Raw genomic sequence first — 18,429 nt, 5'->3', positions numbered from 1 at the left:
CGTGAGCGCCGCCGACCGCGCGCGGGACGCGCTCTCTCGGCTCGTCGACGCGTCAGCGACCGAGCGGATCCTGATCAGCACGGCGGCGCTCGTCCTCTCCGTGCTCATCGGCGCGGTGCTGGTGCTCGTGGCCGGTCGGATGACGACGTGCACCGCCGGCGAGGCGGTGTACTACTTCGGCACCGGGTTCTGCTACGACCCCGTCGTCGTCTTCGACCGCCTCTTCCTCGGAGCGCTCGGCGACCCGTTCAGCGGCAGTTGGTCGCCGAACGGGCAGTTCGCGGTCACGCTCCGGGAGTCGACGCTGCTTCTGTTCACCGGGCTCTCGGTCGCGCTGGCGTTCCGCGCCGGGATCTTCAACATCGGGACGCAGGGACAGATGGTCGTCGGCGCGCTGGCGACCGCGCTCGGCGTCCTCTGGGCGTCGTCGCTCGTGTCGGGGACCCTCGGCACCGTCGTGTTGATCCCGTTCGGGCTTCTCGTCGGCGCGGTGTTCGGCGGACTCTACGGCGCGGTTCCGGGCCTGCTGAAGGCGTACGCCGACGCCAACGAGGTGATCACGACGATCATGCTCAACTTCATCGCGACCGGGGTCGCGCTGTATCTGGTCAGCGGGATCTTCAAGGACCCGAACAGCGCCGCGAACCAGACCGTGCCGCTGCCGGAGTTCGCGCAGTTCCCGGCCCTGCTGTTCGGCGGCCGCCAGGACTTCTCGATCGTCGCGCTGCTGTTCGGGCTCCTCGCCGTCGGCGCGCTGTACTACGTCCTCGAACACACGGCCTTCGGGTACGACGTCCGGACGAGCGGCGTCCAGCCCGAGGCGGCCGAGTACGGCGGCGTCGACGCCAAGCGCACCGTCGTCGCGAGCCTGACGCTCTCCGGCGCGCTCGGCGGCATCGCCGGCGCGATGTACGTGATGATGGTGCTCGGAACGTTCCAGACGGGGATCCCCGCCTACGGCTTCGATGGGATCACCGTCTCGATCCTCGCCGGAAACAACCCGCTCGGCGTCGGCATCGCCGCGCTGCTGTTCGGCGTGCTGAAGAGCGGGACGACGGTCGTCCAGTTCGCGACCGACGTTCCGCCACAGCTCGTGGGGGTCCTCCGCGGGCTCATTATCCTGTTCGTGGCGATGCCGGAGTTCTTCCGGCTTCTGGCCCGCGGGCTGCCGGGCGCGGGATCGAAGCCGAAGGCGGTCGCGACCGACGGCGGCACCGACGGCGACCGGGGGGGTGAGGCCGATGAGTGACGCGCCCGCGGACCGCACCGACTCCGGGACCGCCGCCGGGAAGGCCGAGGGAGCGGGCTTCCTCGACCGCTACACGACGCGGGCGCTCGTCGCCGGCGTGACGGTCGCCGCGGTCGTCGCGCTTTTGGTCGCCGGGCTGCTGTTCCCGGACTCGATCGCCGGGACGCTCTCGGACGCGCTCACGAGCCGGAACACGCTCGCGGCGGCGCTGCGGCTCTCCGTGCCCATCGCGTTCGCCGCCCTCGGCGGGATCTTCGCCGAGAAGTCGGGCGTGATCAACATCGGGCTGGAGGGGCTCCTGATCATCTCGGCGTTCAGCGCCATCTACGTCGCCGACCTCACCGGCGGGGTCTGGGTCGGCTTCGCCGGCGGGGTGGTCGCGAGCACGCTGCTCGCGGCGCTGTTCGCCGTCGTGACGATCGGGTTCCGCGCGGACCAGATCATCGCCGGGCTCGCGGTCTGGCTCATCGCGCTGGGGCTCGCCCCGTTCGCCTCGCAGGTGATCTACGGCAGCCCGAACACGCCGACCGTGGCGACGTCGCCGTCGATCACGGTGCCGGTGCTCGCCGACATCCCGTTCTTCGGCGCGCTCTTCTCGGCCTCGCCGTCGGTGTACATGCTGTTCGCCGCCGTCTTCGGCTCGTGGTACGTCTTCGAGCGGACGGCGTTCGGCCGGTGGATCCGCGCGAGCGGCGAGAACCCGAAGGCGCTCGACACCGCGGGCGTGAGCGTCACCCGCGTCCGGTACGCGGCGGTGCTGATCTCTGGCGTGCTCGCGGGAATGGGCGGCGCGGCGCTGTCGCTCGACCTCGGCCAGTTCACCGGCAACGGCCCGACGATGGTCAACGGGAAGGGGTTCATCGCCATCGTGGCGTACCTGTTCGGGAACTACAACCCGGTCGGGGCGTTCCTCTCGACGATGCTGTTCGCCGGGCTCGACGCGGTCCAGACCGTGCTCCAACTCCAGGGGATCGGGATCCCCCGCCAGCTCATCCGGATCACCCCGTTCGTGGTGGTCATCCTCGTCCTCGCCTTGGTCGGTCGGACGCGGCTCCCGGAGGCGGCCGGCGAGCACTACGAGACGGAGGAGTGAGGCCGGCGTCGCGGTCCGCGGGTCACTCCCTTTCGGCGCGGTCGCGGATCGCGCTCGCCGCCTCGCTGACGGAAAGCTCCTCGAGCTCCGCGAACGGGAGGTCGACCCCGTCCACGTTGACCCCTTCGAGTCGTGCGATCTCGGCGACCTGGTCGGGAGAGTCGAGCGCCGCGATCGTCTCCTCGACCGACTCGGTCGACCGGCCGTACCACGAGGCGAGTTCGCCCGCCCCGATTCCCTCGTCGTACGCGACGGTGAGCATCGTCGCGGCGGTCGTCTCCCCCTCGCGGACCTCCGGGAGCCACTCCCGGAGCCGGTCCGTGTCGACGTGGTCGAGTCCGGTCATAACCGGCTTCAGGGGCGCACGTCCGTTAAAAACGAGGGCCGGACGGGGGAGCGCCGCTCACCGGGAGCGGTCCCGATCGCGATCCGCCACCGAGCGTCGGCTCCCGCCCCTCGTGTCGGTTCCGAGGGGACCGAATCGGGAACAAAGAGTTTTGCCACCGGGGGAACGACCCACGTGACATGACCATCGACGAGTACGACGTCGTCGTGGCCGGCGCCGGGACCGCCGGCTGTTACGCCGCTGCGACGATCGCGAACGAGGGGCTCGACGTCGTCATCGTCGAGCGAAAAGACGAGGAAGAGGCGGGCCACATCGCCTGCGGCGACGCCCTGAAGGGCGCCGACGCCTTCCCGGAAGCCATCCCGAAAGAGCGGCTTGAACCGGCGTTCACGAACACCGGCGTCGACCACGGCCGGTTCGAGATCCCGCAGGAGGACACGGTCCTCGAGATCCCCGTGCCCGGCGAGCTGGCGGTCATCGACCGCTGGGAGTACGGCCGCCGGATCATCGCGGGCGCCGAGGACGCGGGCGTGGAGTTCCACTACGACACCGTGATCAACGACGTGGTTCAGGCCGTCGACGGGCGGGTCACGGGACTACGCGCGAAGCGGGCGGGCGAGCCCGTCACCTACGAGGCCGACCTCGTGATCGACGGCGCCGGGTCGCTGTCGCTGCTCCAGGACAAGGCGGACTTCGAGGGGACGACGTTCGACACCAACGTGCGCTACTCGCAGTTCTGCTCCGCGTACCGCGAGATCGTCGAGGTGCCGGAGCCGGTCGAGTGGGACGACGCACTCGTCTTCAAGGCGACCGACCGCGCCGCCGGCTACCTCTGGTACTTCCCGCGGACCAGCACCGAGATCAACGCCGGGCTGGGGTTCCAGATGAACGAGGAGCCGATGCAGCTCGTCGAGGCGCTGAAGCGCGACCTCCGGGACCGCCCCGAGTTCGAGGGCGCCGAGGTCCGCGATAAGCTCGGCGCCGCGCTCCCGACCCGCCGCCCGTACGACTCGGCGGTCGCGCCGGGGTACATGGCGGTCGGCGACGCCGCGGGCCACGTCAACCCGACGACCGGCGGCGGCATCGCCGGGGCGGCGTACGCGGGCAAGTACGCCGGCGAACAGGCCGTGAAGGCGGTCTCCGACGGCGACGTCAGCGAGGAGAACCTCTGGCGGTACAACACCCGCGTGATGGACCACTTCGGCGGGCGCTACGCCGGGCTCGACGTGTACAACGTGCTCTCGACCGCGGTCGACGTGGACGACCTCATGGGGCTGCTCGCCGCCCTCCCGGGCGAGAAGCTCGCGGAGGCGCTGTACGAGGGCTCCACGTCGATGTCGTTCGGGCTGAAGCTGAAGGCCGCCGTCAAGAGCTTCGGCTACTGGGGGACGATACGGAACTTCTACCAGACGAAGTCGCTCGCGGACGAGCTGCTCGCGCATTACGAGTCGTACCCGACCAGCCCGGCGGCGATGGCGAACTGGACCGGCGAGCGCGACGCGATCATGGACCGGATCTACGAGACGACCGGCGCCGACGCGAAGTACTGAGCGGGCCGGTCGACCGGCCGGTACCCCTCCGAGGCCGCGCGTTCAGTCCCACGTCACCCACATCAGAAATGCCAGCGCGACCGTCTGGAACACGTGGACGACGACGTTCGCCCGCCACGCGAGCGACGGCATGTCGGTCGCGAACCATCCGGCCAACACGGGGTGATACAGGTAGAAGTACAGCGACAGCGCGTTCTGCGCCAACAGCACGGCGCCGAACGCCGCGAGGCCGATCGAGTGCTTCGAGCGGAACGCGAGGTAGTTCCGCGCCCACACCCACGTGAGCGCGGACAGCATCGCGACGTTGACGGCGACGCTGACGCGCGCGACGTCGACCCACTCCATCGCTCACACCCCGGGCGCGCCGTCGCGGTCGCGAGGGGTCGTCGCAGTCATACCGGGAGCCCGTCGGCGATCTCCTCGACGAGGTCCCAGTGCCGCCGGGTTCCCTCGGTCGGGTAGTACACCGTGCCGTAGCCGTCGCCCGTGCGCTCGACGACGTCGTGCTCGCGGAGCACGTCGAGGTGGTGCCGCACCGTCGTGTAGTCCAGGTCGAGGTGCTCGGCCAGCTGGTTCGCGTTCCGCGGCCGGTCGTCGATCGCCGTGAGTATCCGGACCCTGTTCGGGCCGCCGCGGGTGCCGGTGAGCACGTACCAGAGGGCGGCCTCCATGCCTCGAACGAGGGGTTCGCGGCGCCTAAACCTACCGCCGGAGGAAGCGATCGCACCCGGTGCGAGCCGCTCGCGTCGGCGATCGCGGCAGCGGTCGCGGCGACGAGCGCGGCCGGTCGCGACCGTCACGCGTCGGCGCGCCGCGTCGGCCTCACGGACGCGTCTCGGCGACCCGCAGGATCGCCCCGCTCAGCACGTCGATGCCGATCGCGATGTCGCCCTCGACCACGTCGAAGGTGCTCGTGTGGTGGCCGCCCGGATGGTCGGTGCCGACGCCGACGTAGCAGGCGAGCCCGCCGTTCTCCTGAACCGCCTGCATCAGGTAGGTGGCGTCCTCGGAGCCGCCAAGGTCGTCGCTGTCGACGACGCTCGTGACGCCCGCGGTCTCGCCGGCGACCCCGCCGACGATCCCGGCGAGCGCGTCGTCGCTGGTCGCGCTCGGGGCCTCTCCCTTCGTCGCCACGTCGACCTCGCAGTCGTGCATCGCGGCGGCCGACTCCAGGATCCGATCGGCGTGGTCGGACATGTACGCGGCCAATTCCGTCGTCGCGCCCCGGAGCTCCCCCTCGACGTACGACTCCTCGGGGATGATGTTCGTCGCGGTGCCGCCGCCGACGAGCCCGGCGTTCACCCGGGTCGGACCGTCGGCGTGGCGGGGGATCGCGTAGAGGTTCTGGACCGCCGCCGCCATCGCCTGGACGGCGTTGCGTCCCTGCTCCGGTCGCGCGCCGGCGTGGGCCGGCGCCCCGGTGAACTCGGCGAGGAAGTGCCGGACCGCGAGGAAGCCGTCGACGCCGCAGACGACCTCGCCGGAGGGGTGATCCAGGCCGACGTGGACCGCGTACAGGTAGTCGACGTCGTCGAGGTGGCCGGACTCGGCCATCGGCTTCCCGCCCGCCACCTGCTCCTCGCCGGGCTGGAAGAACACCTTCAGCGTGCCCGCGAAGTCGGAGTCGAGCACCGCGTCGAGCGTCCCGAGCCCCATCGTCGCGTGGGCGTCGTGGCCGCAGGCGTGCATGAACCCCTCGCGCTCCGAGCGGAACCCCTCGGTGACGGGGGCGTGGTCGGCGTCCTCGGACTCGCGGATCGGCAGCGCGTCGATGTCGACGCGGAGCCCGATCACGGGACCGTCGCCGCGCTCGACGACGGCGACGCAGCCGGTGTACCCCCCGGAGAGCTCGTCGACGACGTCGGGGTCGGCGCCGGCGTCGCGGGCGCGCTGCTCCCACGCGGCGAGCTCGTCGTCGTCGGGGACGTTCATCCGGTTTTCGGTCGCGAGAGCGTCGCGGCCGACGTGCAGCTCGGTCAGGTCTCGTTGCCTGAGCTCCTCGACGATCCGGGCGGTGGTGTAGAACTCGCGCCACGCGGGCTCGGGGTGGCGGTGGAGGTCGCGGCGGAACTCGCGGTAGGCGTCGGATTCGAGCGCGCTCATGGGCGTGTGTGGCCTCGCGCGGGCTTAAAAGATCGCGTGGCGGAACCGACTGGCCGCGGCCGTCGCGGTCGCCGACGAGGACCGAACCGCGAGGCCGCCGCCCGTATAAAATCAGTCCCGGCGGTGGCCGAGCGGCTTCTTCTGGTCGACCTCGACCTCGACGTGGATCGAGTCGGGGAAGTCGCGGCCGACGACCTCGCGGGCGACGTCGTCGGCGCCGTGGATCTCCATCGAGCGCTTGTACACCGAGTAGCTCCACGGCGAGAACTCGTCGCCGGCGCGGAGCTGTTTATACAGCGGGACGCGGACGGTCTCGGCGGGCGTGGCGTGCGGGCCCTTACACTCCGCGCCCTTGCGTTCGAGCGTCGACTTGAGGTCCGCCACCGTCTCGGCGAGCACGTCGCGGTCGCCGGAGGCGAAGGAGAGTTTCGTGACGAATGTCATGGCTGGGGGTCGTCAGTGCATCGTCGGCGGAGGGGTAAAAGCGCATCTACCCGCTGAGCCCGGGACCGACGGCGGTCGGCCCCGATCGGCCGCTCCGACGCCCGCCGCGGCGTTCGCGAGTCCGACACGCTCTTTAAGGGTGCTTGCTTACCTGACGCTAATGACGGTCGAAGCGACCAGTGCCGGAGCCATCCTCTTCCGCGACACCCGCGGCGAACGGGAGTACCTCCTCCTGAAGAGCCGACCGGGGGACTGGGAGTTCCCCAAAGGCGGGGTCGAGGGGGACGAGGAGCTCCAGCAGACGGCGATCAGGGAGGTGTCGGAGGAGGCCGGAATCGAGGATTTCCGGCTGATCGACGGCTTCCGCAAGGAGTACGACTACGTGTTCGAGGCGAACGGTAACACCATCCACAAGACGGTTCACCTGTTCATCGCGCGCTCGTTCGAGGCGAGCGCCGAGATCTCGAACGAGCACCGAGACCTGCAGTGGCGCGACTACGACCAGGCGCTCAACACGATCACCCAGAACGGGCCCCGCGAGATCCTCGAGGACGCTCACGACTACCTCGACGAGCGGAAGGACGACGAGACCGGCGACTACGTCTAAACGGTTCCGCCGCACTGGGGCGCGTCTAAGCGGTTCCGCCGCACTGGGGCGCGTCTAAGCGGTTCCGCCGCATCGAGGCCGTCGACCCCGTCCGAGCGGGCGACCGACGCCAGAGCGATAACGCGGGCGGTTCGCTTTTAACTGGTGCCGCACTACCGAAGTCGTGACTCCGGACGCCGAATTCGGCTACGAGCTCCTCGTCTGTCGGTACGCCGAGCTGGCGTGGCACCCGAGCGGCGGCCCGCGACCCGCGATCGTCGCCCGGCAGCTCGGCACGAAGGAGCGCCGCTGGGACACGGTCGTGATCGAGGTCGACCCCGCCGCGTTCGCGGCTCGGCGCGCCTTCGGCGAGCGGGCCATCGACTCCGACCTCCTCCACGTCGTCCGCCACGCGCCGGCGGAGTGGTCGTGGTACCGCGACGCGCTCCCGCACCCCGGCTACCCGTGGCGTTACGTCCGGCGGGCGGTCCACCGCGCCGCGGGCCGCGACCTGATCGAAAAACGCCGGCGGAACAACCGGATCCAGCTCCGCCGGAAGCGGCCGTACCCGGACTGGGTCGACCGGATCGTCGCGGTCGAGAACAAGCCCGACTTGGACCGCTCGGCGGCCGACCGGCTCGCCGACCAGCTCGCCCACGACGTCGACACCGCCCTCGCCGACGAGGCGTGGCTCGCGACCGAGACGACGGGCGAGCGCGTCGAGCCCGCGCTGCTCCGCGAGATGCCGGTCGAGGCCGGGATCCTCGCGACCGACTTCTCCGACGGCGTCCGCGCCGACGCGGCGAGCGTGGCGTGGCACCCGAGCGACCTCGCGCCCGCAGGCGACGAGCGTCGCGACCCCGAGACGGAGACCCTCCGCGTGGAGATCGCCGAGCGCGCCTACGGGAAGGGGTGGCGCTCGTACCACGAGACGATGCGCCCGGACTGCCGCCACTTCGAGCTCCGCCGCGAGGGGCGGTCGCTCGTCCCGCACTGCGCCGCGAAAGAGAAGGTTCCGACCGCGCGGGAGTGTTCGGGCTCCTGCCCGGAGTTCTCGCCCGAACCGCCCCAGTGGCGAACGAGGGGGTGGCCTATCGAAGGCGGTCCCGGGAAGGGGTTCAAGCGGGTGCTAGGGCGACGTCGCGAGCGCGAGCGGGACCGCGTCGAAAGCGTTGAGTGAGCGGCGGCGCCAGCCGGGTGTATGCGGTTCCCGAGCCCCTCGCTCCCCGAGTACGCGCTCAACACGGCGGTCGTGGTCCTCACGCTGGCCGTCCTCCAGTACACCGGGTGGCTCTCCGACGACCCTGCCGGACTCGATCCGGCGTTTCTCGCGGTGGTCGCGGTGACGTTCCCGGCGTTCTCGTACCTGATCGCCCTCGTCACGGCGAACGTGCGCTCGAACGCGGGGTGAGGCGCGTCGAGACCGACCGAGCCGCCCGCGGGCGCCCCGTAGCCACCGGCGAGGGCAACGCTGCAGCCGAGCTTGACGCCGCCGTAGCCCACGTCGACGCGACCACCACCGACGCCGGCGCCGCTTACGCCAGCGCGGCCGCGAGCTTCTCCACCGGGTGCGGCGGCTCCGGGGCGCCGGCGTCGCGCTCCTTCAGCTGCGTCCGGCACGAGGCGCCGGGGGCGACGACCGCGTCGCCGTCGCTCTCCGCGACCTGGTCGAAGAGGATCCGGCCGATCGCCTTGCTCATCGAGTAGTGCTCGGCCTCGTAGCCGAACGAGCCCGCCATCCCGCAACAGGAGGAGTCCAAGGGGTCGACGCCGTAGCCCGCGCGGCGGAGCACGCCGACCGCGTGGTGGTCCTTCTTCGTCGCCTTCTGGTGGCAGTGGCCGTGGTACGTGAGCGACTCCGTGGGGGCGTCGAGGTCGATCGCCTCGTCGAGCCGGTGGGCGTCGACGTACTCCATGACGCCGTAGGTGTTCTCCGAGACGGTCGTCACGTCGGCGTCCGGCACGTCGCTGGCGTCGCCGTCGAGCAGGTCGTGGTAGTCGGACTGGAGCATCACGGCGTCGGTCGGCTCCACGACGACCACGTCGCGGCCGTCGCTGACCTCGGGCGCGAGCGTCTCCACGGCGTCTCTCGCCGCCGCGCGCGACTCGTCGAGCATCCCCTTCGAGTGCGGCGGGCGCCCGCTCCCGTCGACGTCCGGGATCTCGACGTGGCAGTTCGCGGCCTCCAACACCCGGACCGCGGCCTTCCCGGCGCCGGGGTTCGTGTAGGTGGTGTACACGTCGGGGAACAGGAGGACCTCGCGGTCGGCCTCGTCGCGGGGAACGCCGGCGCCGCCGCGGGCCTCGAACCAGTCCGTCAGCGTCTCAGAGCGGAACGTCGGCAGGTCGCGCTCCTTCGCGATTCCCAGGGCCTTCTCCATGACGAGACCGGCGCCGGGAATCTTCCCCGGGAGGTTCGAGAGCGGCGCGAGCTTCGAGCCGAGCGGCGCGAGCGACTCGAAGTTGCCGAGCAGTCGTGTCCGCAGGTCGATCCCGTGCTCCTCGTGGTGGGCGTGCTCGACCTCGGCCTTCAGCTTCGCCATGTCGACGCCGCTCGGGCAGTCCACCTTACACCCCTTACAGCCGACGCAGAGGTCCATCACCTCCGTGACGAACTCGTCGCCGGTGGGGTCGTCGGGCAGATCCCCCGAGATGGCGCCCCGAAGCATGTTCGCTCGGCCGCGAGTCGCTTGGATCTCCTCCTCCGAGGCGCGGTACGTCGGACACATCACCCCGCCGGTCGTCTCCTGTGGCCCCCGACAGCCGCCGCAGCCGTGACAGAGCTCGACCATCCCCTGCATCCCGTTGTCGATGGCCCACTCCATCGCGGGGTCGAAGCCGGCGTCGTAGTCGTACTCCGAGTCGAACCGGAGGTTCTCGCTCATGTCGAAGTCGCCGCAGACGTTCCCGGGGTTGAGCAGCCAGTCGGGGTCGAACGCGGTCTTGAGGTCGCGGAACGACCCCCAGAGCTCGTCGCCGTACAGCTTCCGGTTCCACTGGGTCCGAGCGTGCCCGTCCCCGTGCTCGCCGGAGACCGACCCGCCGAGCCGGACCACGGCGTCGGTGACGCGGTCGGCGATGTCGACCATCGCCTCGACGTCGTCGACCTCCTTCGTGTTGATCAGCGGCCGGATGTGGAGCACGCCGGGGCCGGCGTGCGCGTAGAACGTCGCGAACGTGCCGTTGTCCTCGAGGATCTCCTGGAACTCGCGGGTGTACTCGGGGAGGTGCTCCGGCGGGATCGCGCAGTCCTCGATGAAGGAGATGTGCTTCTCGTCGGTGGTCCGCGAGAGGAGGATCGGGAGCCCGGACTTGCGCATCTTCCAGAACCGGTCGCGCTGCTCGGCGTCGTGCGCCTCCATCGCGTGGACCGCGCGGCGCGGCTGGCTCGTCACGTCGGCGGCGCCCTCGCTCGGGTTCGACTCCGTCTCGGGCCGGGGACGGTCGTCGGTCGCGCCCACCCGGTCGGCGACGAGGTCCGCGACCTTCTGCTTCCCGTCCGCGTCGCCCTCGGCGTAGAACTCGACGAGGAGGACGGAGCTCGTCCCCTCGGGCAGCATCCCGACGACGTCGGCGAACTCCGGCGTGTCGGCGGCGAGCCCCAGCAGGACGTCGTCCATCACCTCGACGGCGGCGGGGTCGTGCGCTAAGATCGGCGCCACGTCCTCCATCGCGTCGAGGAGGTCGTCGTACGTCAGCAGCGCGACCGCCTTCGTGTGGGGGATCTCGACGAGCGAGACCGTCGCCTCGGTGACGGTCGCGAGCGTCCCCTCGCTGCCGGCCATGAGCCGAGCGAGGTTGACGACGCCCGCCTCGCCGTACTCGCCGCGGTGCTCGGCGAGCAGCCGATCGAGGTTGTAGCCGGAGACGTTCCGCTTCATCTCGGGGTAGCGCTCGTCGATCTCGTCGGCCTCCTCGTCGAGGATCCGGACGATTTCGGCGTGGATCCGCGGGAGGAGCGCGTCGGCGTCGGCGTCGGCGGACTCGCGGAGGTCGTCGACGGCGACCTCGCCGAAGGTCGTCACCGTCCCGTCCGCGAGCACGACCTCGGCCTCCTCGACGTAGTGGTCCGTCTTCCCGTACTTCAGCGAGTGCGAACCGGTGGAGTTGTTACCGATCGCGCCGCCGACCGCGGACTTGTCGCGCCACGCCGGGTCGGGCGCGAACTTCAGCCCGTGCGGCTCGACCGCCGCGTTGAGGTCGCCTACGTACGCCCCCGCCTGGACCCGGGCCGTCGCCGCGTCCGGGTCGGTCGAGAGCACGGAGTCCATCGAGTCCGTGAGATCGAGGACGACCGCCTCGTTCACGGTCTGCCCGGCGAGCGACGTGCCGCCGCCCCGCGGTAGCACGGGGATCCCCTCGGCGAAGCAGTACTCCTGGACCGCCGCCACGTCCGCGGTCGATTCGGGCATCACGACGCCGATGGGCGTCACCTCGTACGCCGAGGCGTCGGTCGCGTAGAGCCGCTTCGAGTAGTCGTCGAACCGCACGTCACCGTCGACTCGGCGTTCGAGCGCGGCCACGAGCTCCGGACGCTCGGTCTCGCCCCCGGTGTAGTCGAAGTCCCCCCCGTCCCGCGGGTCCGGGTCCGGCGTGTTAGTTGCCATGAGAAACCTTCACGGTCGAACTATGAAAAATCCCCTGACCCCGCAGAGCAGACGGGAACCAGAACCGGTCGGGAGCGCGAGCGCCCGCCGCGGCGAGCGACGGGGCGGCCGCCGGAATCACCGACGCGCGGGAGCCGGCGGAACACCCATATATATCCCGTTGAATAATGACGTATGTCAGTCGCCGACCGCTCGACGTTCAAGCGTCGTCTCGACTCCCTCGGCGTGATCGTGACCGAGGGGACCGAGAGCGAATGCGCGGAACTGATCGACGAGGCCGCCGGCGACCCGGCGGTCGGGGTCGAGCTCGACGCCGCCTCCCTTCCGGACCGGATCGAGACGGACCCGACCACGGCCGAGTTCCGCGCGGCCCACACCGGCGTCACCGACGCGTCGCTCGGGGTCGCCGCGTACGGGAGCGTCGCGATCGAGGCCGACGCCGCCGGCACGGAACCGGTGAGCCTCTTCGTCGACCGCCACGTCGTCGTCCTCCGCGAGGCCGATCTCGTCCCGGACATGCCCGACGCGTTCGAGTGGCTCGGCCCGAAGGCGCGCGACGAGTCGGTCGACGTGGTGTTCGCGACCGGGCCGAGCGCGACCGCCGATATGGGCGGGCTCGTCCACGGCGCACACGGACCGAAGGAGGTACACGTGGTGCTGTTGCGGGAGGGCGACGCCGGCGGACGCGACTCCGTGTCGTCGGAGGTGACCGCCGATGAGTAGCGACGCGGCCAAGGGGGACCGCATCCGCGAGCTGATGGCGACCGAGGGCGACGCGGTCGCCGAGAACACCCGCGGGTTCAATCGGGGACGGTACGAGTCGACGGGGCGGCTCGACGACTACGAGGAGCTGAAGGCGGAGGCCCGCGAGATCAAGGAGGACGCGATCGCTCGGCTCCCGGAGCTGATCGACGAGGTGAAAGCGTCCGTCGAGGCCAACGGCGGCACCGTCTACGTCGCCGACGACGCGGCGGACGCGAACCGGTACGTCACCGAGCTGACCGCCGAGGAGCGCGACGCCGACCGCCTCGTGAAGTCGAAGTCGATGACCTCCGAGGAGATCGAGGTGAACGAGGCGCTTGAGGCCGAGGGCGTGGAGGTGATCGAGACGGACCTCGGCGAGTGGGTGCTCCAGCTCGCCGACGAGGCGCCCTCGCACATCGTCGCGCCGGCGATCCACAAGTCCCGCGAGGGGATCTCGGAGCTGTTCGCGGAGCGGTTCGACCTCGACGACCCGCCGGAGACCGCCGAGGAGCTCACGATGTTCGCCCGCGAGCGGCTCGGCGAGCTGGTCGAGGGCGCCGACGTGGGGATGACGGGAGCGAACTTCGTCGCCGCCGACTCCGGCACCATGCTGCTCGTCACCAGCGAGGGCAACGCCCGGAAGACGGTGAGCGCGACGGACACCCACGTCGCCGTCGCGGGTGTCGAGAAGCTCGTCCCGACCGTCGAGGACTTCTCGCCGTTCGTCGAGCTCATCGGCCGCTCCGGGACCGGGCAGGACGTGACCTCGTACATCTCCACGCTGACCCCGCCCGTCGACTCGCCGGTGCCGGACTTCGAGAGCGACGACGAGCCCCTCGCCGACGGCTCGGGCGACGACCGCGACTTCCACCTCGTGCTCATCGACAACGGCCGGATGGAGATGCGCGAGGACGAGCAGCTGAAAGAGACGCTGTACTGCATCCGGTGTTCCGCCTGCTCGAACGCCTGCGGGAACTTCCAGAGCGTCGGGGGCCACGCCTTCGGCGGCGAGACCTACTCCGGCGGCATCGCGACCGGGTGGGAGGCCGGCATCGAGGGGCTCGACGTCGCCGCCGAGTTCAACGACCTCTGTACCGGCTGCTCGCGGTGCGTCCCGGCGTGTCCGGTCGGGATCGACATCCCGTGGATCAACACGGTCGTCCGCGACCGCATCAACCGCGGCGAGGCCGACCCGGGCCAGACGGACTGGATGTTCGAGGAGCTGGTCCCGGACGAGGAGCCGGCCGGGCTCGACCTGGCCACCCGCCTCGTCGGCAACTACGAGACGCTGGCGAAGTGGGGGAGCCGGACCGCGCCGGTCGCGAACCGGCTCTCGGACGCGGGGCCGCTCCGTGCGCTCGCCGAGCGGGTCGCCGGGATCGACCGCCGCCGCGACCTCCCCGAGTTCGCGAGCGAGCCCCTCGTCGACTGGTTCGCGGCCCGCGGCGGCGCCCGGGTGCCGGCGGCCGAGGCCGAGCGCGAGGCCGTGCTCTACCCCGACACGGCGACGAACTACGTCGACGTCGACCGCGGGAAGGCGGCCGTGCGCGCGCTGGAGGCGCTCGGCGTCCACGTGCGGGTCCCGGACCTCCCGGGGAGCGGCCGCCCGCCGCTCTCGCAGGGGATGATCGCGACGGCGGAGTCGGCCGCCGAGGACGTGTACGCCGGGCTCGCGACTCACGTCGACGCCGGCCGCGACGTGGTCGTGATCGAGCCGAGCGACCTCGCGATGTTCCGGAGCGAGTACGAGAAGTTCCTCCCGGAGACCTCCCACGAGCGGCTCGCCGCGGCCAGCTACGACGTGATGGAGTACGTCTTCGGCCTGCTGGAGAACGGCGGGGACCCGGCCGCCCTGCGCGCGCCGGTCGAGGGCACCGGCCCGGTGGCGGCCGGCAAGCGCGTCGCCTACCACCCGCACTGTCAGGCGCGGACGATCGGCGTGGGCGAGCACGCCACCGCGGTGATGGAGGCGCTCGGCTACGACGTGCGCGTCTCCGACACCGAGTGCTGCGGGATGGCCGGCTCGTTCGGCTACAAGAACGACTACTACGAGCTGAGCATGGACGTTGGCGAGCCTATCCGCGAGCAGTTCGGCGACACCGACCGCACCGTCGTCGCCGCCGGCACCTCCTGTACCGAGCAGATCGACGCGCTGCTCGGCGACGCGCCGATGCACCCCGTGGAGCTGGTCGCGCCGCGGGAGTGAGCGGCCGGGACGGGCGGTCGGGGTCGTCTCCGACGCTCGCCGACCCTCGCTGGCCCTCGCCGACCCTCGCCGCCGGCCTCATCGCCCCCGACCGCCGAGCCGCCCGTCTGACGGGCGTCGTTCGACAACGAACGCTTAATAGGCGCGCTCCTGACCGTATGTGATATGAACGCGGCCCCACAGGAGATCACGTCGCTCGTCGGTCGTGAGGTGTACTCGAACAACGGCGTTTTCGTCGGCGAGATCGAGGACGTGCGCCTCGATCTAGACGCGCAGGCGGTGACCGGACTCGCGCTCGCGCAGCTCAACCACGAGCTGTTCGCCGGGCGCGTCGAAAGGAACACGGGCGTCATCGTCCCGTACCGGTGGGTACGCGCCGTCGGCGACGTCGTGCTGATCAACGACATCATCGAACGGCTCGACACCGGCGGCGACGACGAAGAGGAAGCCGAGATCGGCCAGTCCGCGTAGCCGATTAAAACGGGAGCGCGTCGCGGAGGCTGGTGAGGAAGCCGCCGCCCTCCCGACGCTTGCGGTCGAACACCGGGTACAGCGCGTCGAGAAATTCGGTCTCGTTCTCGAACCGGGTCTGTGGCACCTCGTTTAGCGCCTCGGAGATTCGGATCGTGCGGCCCTTGGCGTCGTACGGAATCGCGCCGTCCTCGAGCGCGTCGACGATCTCCTCGTCGGTCGCGGGGAACGAGACGCCGGCCTCCTCGACCCGCTCGTCGAGCACGGCGATGCCGAACTCGATCGCGTCTGGCTCAGAGGAACCGCCGCCGGGTGGGCGTGCTGCCATCGGAGGGTCGTACTCGCTCGGACCTTTTTAAACCCATGCTCGCACCGCACTCGCACGGTGGCGTCGGTCGGACGCGGTCTCGGACGGTTCGCTCCGGTGGCCGCTCGGCGCGCGCTCCGGGGGCGCTCGACGCGGCTCACTCCGGGATCGACTCCTCGGGCGGGGCCGCGTCCAGCAGGGCGAGTTCCATCCCGTCGCCCGAGCGGTCGAACGCGGCGACGCTCTCCTCGTCGTACGGCGGAACCGCGACGAGCACGACCGCCGCGAGGTCGTCCGTCTTCGAGACGCCCAGGAACCCGCCCGGATGCGAGAGGAACCGCCCCCCGCCGTGACCCGCCGGGGTGCCGAGGTCGACGCCGAACACCGCGTTCACCGACCCGCCGACGTCCGGCGTGAAATGCGTCACCACCGGCGTCTCGGGGCCGAGACCGGTGTCGGCGTCGAAGTCGCCCGCGCGCGTGGCCGAGAGCCGGAGGTTCGTCTCGTTCGGGTCGCGCTCCGCGGCGCGTTCGAGCAGCACCGTCAGCAGGTCGCGGGTGACGTGGATCACGGTCAGATCCCGATCGCGGACCGGAGCGTCTTGGCGTAGAGCCCCGGCGCTTTCCCCCGCGAGTTCGAGAGCGCGTCCTCGACCGCGATTGCCGCGCGGTCGAGCACGCCCACGCCGTGCCCGACCAGCACGCGGTCGGGATCGCGGCCCGAGAGCGCCGTCGTCGGCGGCGTCAGCCGGAGCATCGGGTGGACCCCGATCCGCTCGCGGTCCCCGCGGAAGTACGACGAGGTGCCGAGCGACTCCGGGACGATCAGGGTCTCGCCGTCGAAGAACCCGACCTCCTGCCACGGCGGCAGCGAGGAGTCGCGGATCCGGAACGCCTCGAAGCCGGTGTCGGCCAGCCGATCGCCGAACCGCTCGATCGGCGCGTCGAGTTCGTTCGCGACGCCGGTCATCCACTCGGGGACCCACACCGAGACGCCGTGACGGGTCGCGATCGCGGCGCTGTCGCGCTTGTGTCGGTCGAGCCCGACCACGACGCCAGCGACCGTGCCGAGTTCGGCCAGCAGGTCGTCGAGCCCGGGGGCGTCGACGGGGTCGAACACCCAGACGTCGTTGCTCTCGCTTTCCTCGTTCGGCACCGCGACCGCGTGGCTCGCGCGCTCCATCGTCTCCTCGGGATACGCGATCCACCCCACGCCGCCGTCGAACCGGTCGATCTCGTGGAGGTCTGCCTCGCCGTCGCCTTTCATTCCCATACGAACGCATTCGGCCCCGACCCCTTTCAACCCGTCTCCGGCGGCACGCCGTCCGCGCCCATCGGGCGGGGCGGCCCGAGGTCGCCGTCGTCTACGGCCACTTGATCGAACAGCCCCGGGAGGGGCGGTCGGGGATCTCGACCGCCTCGCCCGCGAGCACCGACTCCACCGCGTCTCTGACGTAGTACTCGGTCGGCTCGTCGTCCGGGTTGAGCGCGTCGTCGAGCCGGCCGTGGTACCGGAGCCGCCACGCGTCGTCCTCGCGGCCGAACAGGAACGGATCGGGCGTACAGACCGCCCCGTACGCCTCGGCGACCTCGCCGGTCTCGTCGCGGAGGTACGCGTCGTAGGCGATCGTCCCGTCGGCGACGCGCTCGCGCATCGCCTCGAACGAGTCCTCCGGGTACTCGTCGGCGTCGTTGGGGTTGATCCCGACGACGGCCAGGTCGTCGTACTCGGCCGCGAGGTCGTTGAGGAGGTCGAACTTCGCCTGCGCGTACGGGCAGTGGTTGCAGGTGAAGACGACGAGGAGCGCGTCCGCGTCGAACGAGTCGAGCTGGTGGGTCTCGCCGTCGACGCCGGGCAGTTCGAAGTCGGGGGCCGCGTCGCCGCGGTCGAGCGCCGAGTCGGACTCCTTCATCACCATGTGCGTCGATACCGCCGGCGGAAGTAAAACCGTTCCGCGGTCACCGACGGGCGACCGACTACGGGCGGTCACCGACCGATCACCGCCGTGCGAACGCCGTCGCGATCGCGTGGGCCGCGCCGATCGCGGTCAGCCAAGCGATCGCGAACGCGACCACGGCGGCGGCGATGGGCGTCCAGTTCGGGAGCGCGACCGCGCCGGGCCGGAGCGGGTCCGCCCCCACAGCCGGCGCGACCGCCGCGACCAGTCCGGCGGTCGCCGCGAGGACGGCTACCGACGCACCGAGGGCGCCGACGACGCCGACGACCCCGCCCGCGGCGGGTCGCGGGCCGGGCGCGCCCGACTCGGCACGTCGTCGCGGGCGCATCACCGAGCCGCCCCCGCCGCGTTCCGGACGTTCATCTCCGTCTTCCGGGCACGGGTCGCGCCGGCGCGCTCTCACTGTTCCCCGCGGTCGCCGATCGCTCGCTGGCACGCGAGCGCTGGCCTCGGATCCCCTCTTAAACCTCCGGTCCGACCGCCGGCTGCCGCCGACTCAGGGCTTTTGAACGGAGCCGGCGTAGACGGCCCATGGCCACCCGCGAGCCGAACTACCGAACGCTCCGGCTGCTGTGCGCGAACGCCGTCGGCATGGCCGGGTTCCTGCTCGCGTACGCGCTGGGTCGGGAGTTCGCGCTCGCGCTCGTCGCGGGGCTCCTCCTCGCCGCCATCGGCTACGTCGCGTCGAGCGCGGTCGTCGAGTACGCGGGGGGGTGACGGACCGAATACGGAACGGTTAACATGTCGGATAAGGAGTACACTTACG

The 18,429-nt window shown here is 71.0% G+C and carries 21 protein-coding genes; 10 read left to right on the top strand and 11 right to left on the bottom strand.

The annotated features are described in order from the left end of the window. The first annotated feature begins 1 nt into the window (after position 1). Both DJ75_RS16830 and DJ75_RS16825 read left to right on the top strand, forming a co-directional pair. Complete coding sequence (locus tag DJ75_RS16830) at positions 2 to 1,249, top strand: ABC transporter permease (protein ID WP_094525610.1); 1,248 nt, start codon at positions 2 to 4, stop codon at positions 1,247 to 1,249. Further along, positions 1,242 to 2,342, top strand: a complete 1,101-nt coding sequence (locus tag DJ75_RS16825) for an ABC transporter permease (protein WP_094525609.1) — start codon at positions 1,242 to 1,244, stop codon at positions 2,340 to 2,342. The genes DJ75_RS16830 and DJ75_RS16825 overlap by 8 nt, the downstream gene beginning before the upstream one ends. Positions 2,343 to 2,364: 22 nt before the next feature. On the opposite strand, the gene DJ75_RS16820 is transcribed toward DJ75_RS16825, so the two are convergent. Continuing rightward, complete coding sequence (locus tag DJ75_RS16820; RefSeq protein ID WP_094525607.1) at positions 2,365 to 2,688, bottom strand: hypothetical protein; 324 nt, start codon at positions 2,686 to 2,688, stop codon at positions 2,365 to 2,367. A 179-nt stretch (positions 2,689 to 2,867) separates the two neighbouring features. On the opposite strand from DJ75_RS16820, the gene DJ75_RS16815 reads away from it, so the two are divergent. After that, the gene (locus DJ75_RS16815; RefSeq protein ID WP_094525605.1) at positions 2,868 to 4,238 is read left to right on the top strand and encodes a geranylgeranyl reductase family protein; all 1,371 of its coding nucleotides are present in this window, start codon (positions 2,868 to 2,870) and stop codon (positions 4,236 to 4,238) included. A 42-nt stretch (positions 4,239 to 4,280) separates the two neighbouring features. Here DJ75_RS16815 and DJ75_RS16810 read toward each other — a convergent pair whose 3' ends face one another. The 4 genes from DJ75_RS16810 to DJ75_RS16795 form a co-directional block, all read right to left on the bottom strand. Beyond that, entirely contained in the window at positions 4,281 to 4,583 is a 303-nt protein-coding gene (locus DJ75_RS16810) for a hypothetical protein (RefSeq protein ID WP_094525603.1), read from the bottom strand. A 47-nt stretch (positions 4,584 to 4,630) separates the two neighbouring features. Then, on the bottom strand, positions 4,631 to 4,909 hold the full coding sequence (locus tag DJ75_RS16805) for a winged helix-turn-helix domain-containing protein (RefSeq protein ID WP_094525601.1): 279 nt from the start codon (positions 4,907 to 4,909) through the stop codon (positions 4,631 to 4,633). 151 nt (positions 4,910 to 5,060) lie between these two features. Next, positions 5,061 to 6,341 carry an amidohydrolase gene (locus DJ75_RS16800; RefSeq protein WP_094525599.1) on the bottom strand — a complete coding sequence of 427 codons (1,281 nt, stop codon included), beginning with the start codon at positions 6,339 to 6,341 and terminating at the stop codon, positions 5,061 to 5,063. A gap of 111 nt (positions 6,342 to 6,452) precedes the next feature. Further along, the gene (locus tag DJ75_RS16795; protein ID WP_094525597.1) at positions 6,453 to 6,785 is read right to left on the bottom strand and encodes an uS10/mL48 family ribosomal protein; all 333 of its coding nucleotides are present in this window, start codon (positions 6,783 to 6,785) and stop codon (positions 6,453 to 6,455) included. A gap of 160 nt (positions 6,786 to 6,945) precedes the next feature. Here DJ75_RS16795 and DJ75_RS16790 point away from each other — a divergent pair, with 160 nt between their 5' ends. The 3 genes from DJ75_RS16790 (at position 6,946) to DJ75_RS16780 (ending at position 8,782) form a co-directional block, all read left to right on the top strand. After that, the gene (locus DJ75_RS16790) at positions 6,946 to 7,392 is read left to right on the top strand and encodes a bis(5'-nucleosyl)-tetraphosphatase (RefSeq protein ID WP_094525596.1); all 447 of its coding nucleotides are present in this window, start codon (positions 6,946 to 6,948) and stop codon (positions 7,390 to 7,392) included. A 163-nt stretch (positions 7,393 to 7,555) separates the two neighbouring features. Beyond that, a complete protein-coding gene (locus tag DJ75_RS16785; RefSeq protein ID WP_094525594.1) occupies positions 7,556 to 8,551 on the top strand; it encodes a DUF5787 family protein in 996 nt (331 codons plus the stop codon). 21 nt (positions 8,552 to 8,572) lie between these two features. Continuing rightward, complete coding sequence (locus tag DJ75_RS16780; protein WP_094525592.1) at positions 8,573 to 8,782, top strand: hypothetical protein; 210 nt, start codon at positions 8,573 to 8,575, stop codon at positions 8,780 to 8,782. A gap of 124 nt (positions 8,783 to 8,906) precedes the next feature. Here DJ75_RS16780 and DJ75_RS16775 read toward each other — a convergent pair whose 3' ends face one another. Next, a complete protein-coding gene (locus DJ75_RS16775) occupies positions 8,907 to 11,978 on the bottom strand; it encodes an FAD-binding and (Fe-S)-binding domain-containing protein (protein WP_094525590.1) in 3,072 nt (1,023 codons plus the stop codon). 174 nt (positions 11,979 to 12,152) lie between these two features. Here DJ75_RS16775 and DJ75_RS16770 point away from each other — a divergent pair, with 174 nt between their 5' ends. From DJ75_RS16770 to DJ75_RS16760, 3 genes are all read left to right on the top strand, one after another. Then, positions 12,153 to 12,701, top strand: a complete 549-nt coding sequence (locus DJ75_RS16770) for an LUD domain-containing protein (RefSeq protein WP_094525588.1) — start codon at positions 12,153 to 12,155, stop codon at positions 12,699 to 12,701. Further along, the gene (locus DJ75_RS16765; protein WP_094525586.1) at positions 12,694 to 14,928 is read left to right on the top strand and encodes an LUD domain-containing protein; all 2,235 of its coding nucleotides are present in this window, start codon (positions 12,694 to 12,696) and stop codon (positions 14,926 to 14,928) included. The genes DJ75_RS16770 and DJ75_RS16765 overlap by 8 nt, the downstream gene beginning before the upstream one ends. A gap of 165 nt (positions 14,929 to 15,093) precedes the next feature. Then, the gene (locus DJ75_RS16760; RefSeq protein WP_094525585.1) at positions 15,094 to 15,399 is read left to right on the top strand and encodes a PRC-barrel domain-containing protein; all 306 of its coding nucleotides are present in this window, start codon (positions 15,094 to 15,096) and stop codon (positions 15,397 to 15,399) included. 4 nt (positions 15,400 to 15,403) lie between these two features. Here the strand turns inward: DJ75_RS16760 and DJ75_RS16755 are convergent, their stop codons facing one another. The 5 genes from DJ75_RS16755 to DJ75_RS16735 all read right to left on the bottom strand — a co-directional run bounded on the left by DJ75_RS16755 (position 15,404) and on the right by DJ75_RS16735 (position 17,991). Then, entirely contained in the window at positions 15,404 to 15,727 is a 324-nt protein-coding gene (locus DJ75_RS16755; RefSeq protein WP_094525584.1) for a hypothetical protein, read from the bottom strand. A gap of 136 nt (positions 15,728 to 15,863) precedes the next feature. Next, positions 15,864 to 16,277, bottom strand: coding sequence for a hypothetical protein (locus DJ75_RS16750; protein WP_094525582.1), 414 nt, complete (start codon positions 16,275 to 16,277; stop codon positions 15,864 to 15,866). A gap of 2 nt (positions 16,278 to 16,279) precedes the next feature. Then, positions 16,280 to 16,972, bottom strand: coding sequence for a hypothetical protein (locus DJ75_RS16745; protein ID WP_094525618.1), 693 nt, complete (start codon positions 16,970 to 16,972; stop codon positions 16,280 to 16,282). Between the two features lie 97 nt (positions 16,973 to 17,069). Beyond that, the gene (locus DJ75_RS16740; RefSeq protein WP_094525580.1) at positions 17,070 to 17,624 is read right to left on the bottom strand and encodes a thioredoxin family protein; all 555 of its coding nucleotides are present in this window, start codon (positions 17,622 to 17,624) and stop codon (positions 17,070 to 17,072) included. Positions 17,625 to 17,703: 79 nt separating this feature from the next. Beyond that, the gene (locus tag DJ75_RS16735; protein WP_094525578.1) at positions 17,704 to 17,991 is read right to left on the bottom strand and encodes a hypothetical protein; all 288 of its coding nucleotides are present in this window, start codon (positions 17,989 to 17,991) and stop codon (positions 17,704 to 17,706) included. Positions 17,992 to 18,194: 203 nt separating this feature from the next. On the opposite strand from DJ75_RS16735, the gene DJ75_RS16730 reads away from it, so the two are divergent. After that, positions 18,195 to 18,380, top strand: a complete 186-nt coding sequence (locus tag DJ75_RS16730) for a hypothetical protein (RefSeq protein ID WP_094525576.1) — start codon at positions 18,195 to 18,197, stop codon at positions 18,378 to 18,380. Positions 18,381 to 18,429 lie beyond the last annotated feature (49 nt).

This window comes from Halorubrum sp. Eb13 (genome assembly GCF_002252895.1).
Lineage (GTDB): Archaea > Halobacteriota > Halobacteria > Halobacteriales > Haloferacaceae > Halorubrum.
The sequence above is the reverse complement of the archived record's forward strand: the minus strand, read 5'-3'. Positions and strand labels throughout refer to the sequence as shown.

Coding starts and splice junctions, on each gene's coding strand:
- DJ75_RS16820 (WP_094525607.1), bottom strand. CDS start 2,688: ATGACCGGACTCGACCACGTCGACACGGACCGGCTCCGGGAGTGGCTC.
- DJ75_RS16795 (WP_094525597.1), bottom strand. CDS start 6,785: ATGACATTCGTCACGAAACTCTCCTTCGCCTCCGGCGACCGCGACGTG.
- DJ75_RS16770 (WP_094525588.1), top strand. CDS start 12,153: ATGTCAGTCGCCGACCGCTCGACGTTCAAGCGTCGTCTCGACTCCCTC.
- DJ75_RS16800 (WP_094525599.1), bottom strand. CDS start 6,341: ATGAGCGCGCTCGAATCCGACGCCTACCGCGAGTTCCGCCGCGACCTC.
- DJ75_RS16815 (WP_094525605.1), top strand. CDS start 2,868: ATGACCATCGACGAGTACGACGTCGTCGTGGCCGGCGCCGGGACCGCC.
- DJ75_RS16745 (WP_094525618.1), bottom strand. CDS start 16,972: ATGAAAGGCGACGGCGAGGCAGACCTCCACGAGATCGACCGGTTCGAC.
- DJ75_RS16730 (WP_094525576.1), top strand. CDS start 18,195: ATGGCCACCCGCGAGCCGAACTACCGAACGCTCCGGCTGCTGTGCGCG.
- DJ75_RS16760 (WP_094525585.1), top strand. CDS start 15,094: ATGAACGCGGCCCCACAGGAGATCACGTCGCTCGTCGGTCGTGAGGTG.
- DJ75_RS16735 (WP_094525578.1), bottom strand. CDS start 17,991: ATGCGCCCGCGACGACGTGCCGAGTCGGGCGCGCCCGGCCCGCGACCC.
- DJ75_RS16790 (WP_094525596.1), top strand. CDS start 6,946: ATGACGGTCGAAGCGACCAGTGCCGGAGCCATCCTCTTCCGCGACACC.
- DJ75_RS16740 (WP_094525580.1), bottom strand. CDS start 17,624: ATGGTGATGAAGGAGTCCGACTCGGCGCTCGACCGCGGCGACGCGGCC.
- DJ75_RS16825 (WP_094525609.1), top strand. CDS start 1,242: ATGAGTGACGCGCCCGCGGACCGCACCGACTCCGGGACCGCCGCCGGG.
- DJ75_RS16765 (WP_094525586.1), top strand. CDS start 12,694: ATGAGTAGCGACGCGGCCAAGGGGGACCGCATCCGCGAGCTGATGGCG.
- DJ75_RS16805 (WP_094525601.1), bottom strand. CDS start 4,909: ATGGAGGCCGCCCTCTGGTACGTGCTCACCGGCACCCGCGGCGGCCCG.
- DJ75_RS16755 (WP_094525584.1), bottom strand. CDS start 15,727: ATGGCAGCACGCCCACCCGGCGGCGGTTCCTCTGAGCCAGACGCGATC.
- DJ75_RS16780 (WP_094525592.1), top strand. CDS start 8,573: ATGCGGTTCCCGAGCCCCTCGCTCCCCGAGTACGCGCTCAACACGGCG.
- DJ75_RS16810 (WP_094525603.1), bottom strand. CDS start 4,583: ATGGAGTGGGTCGACGTCGCGCGCGTCAGCGTCGCCGTCAACGTCGCG.
- DJ75_RS16775 (WP_094525590.1), bottom strand. CDS start 11,978: ATGGCAACTAACACGCCGGACCCGGACCCGCGGGACGGGGGGGACTTC.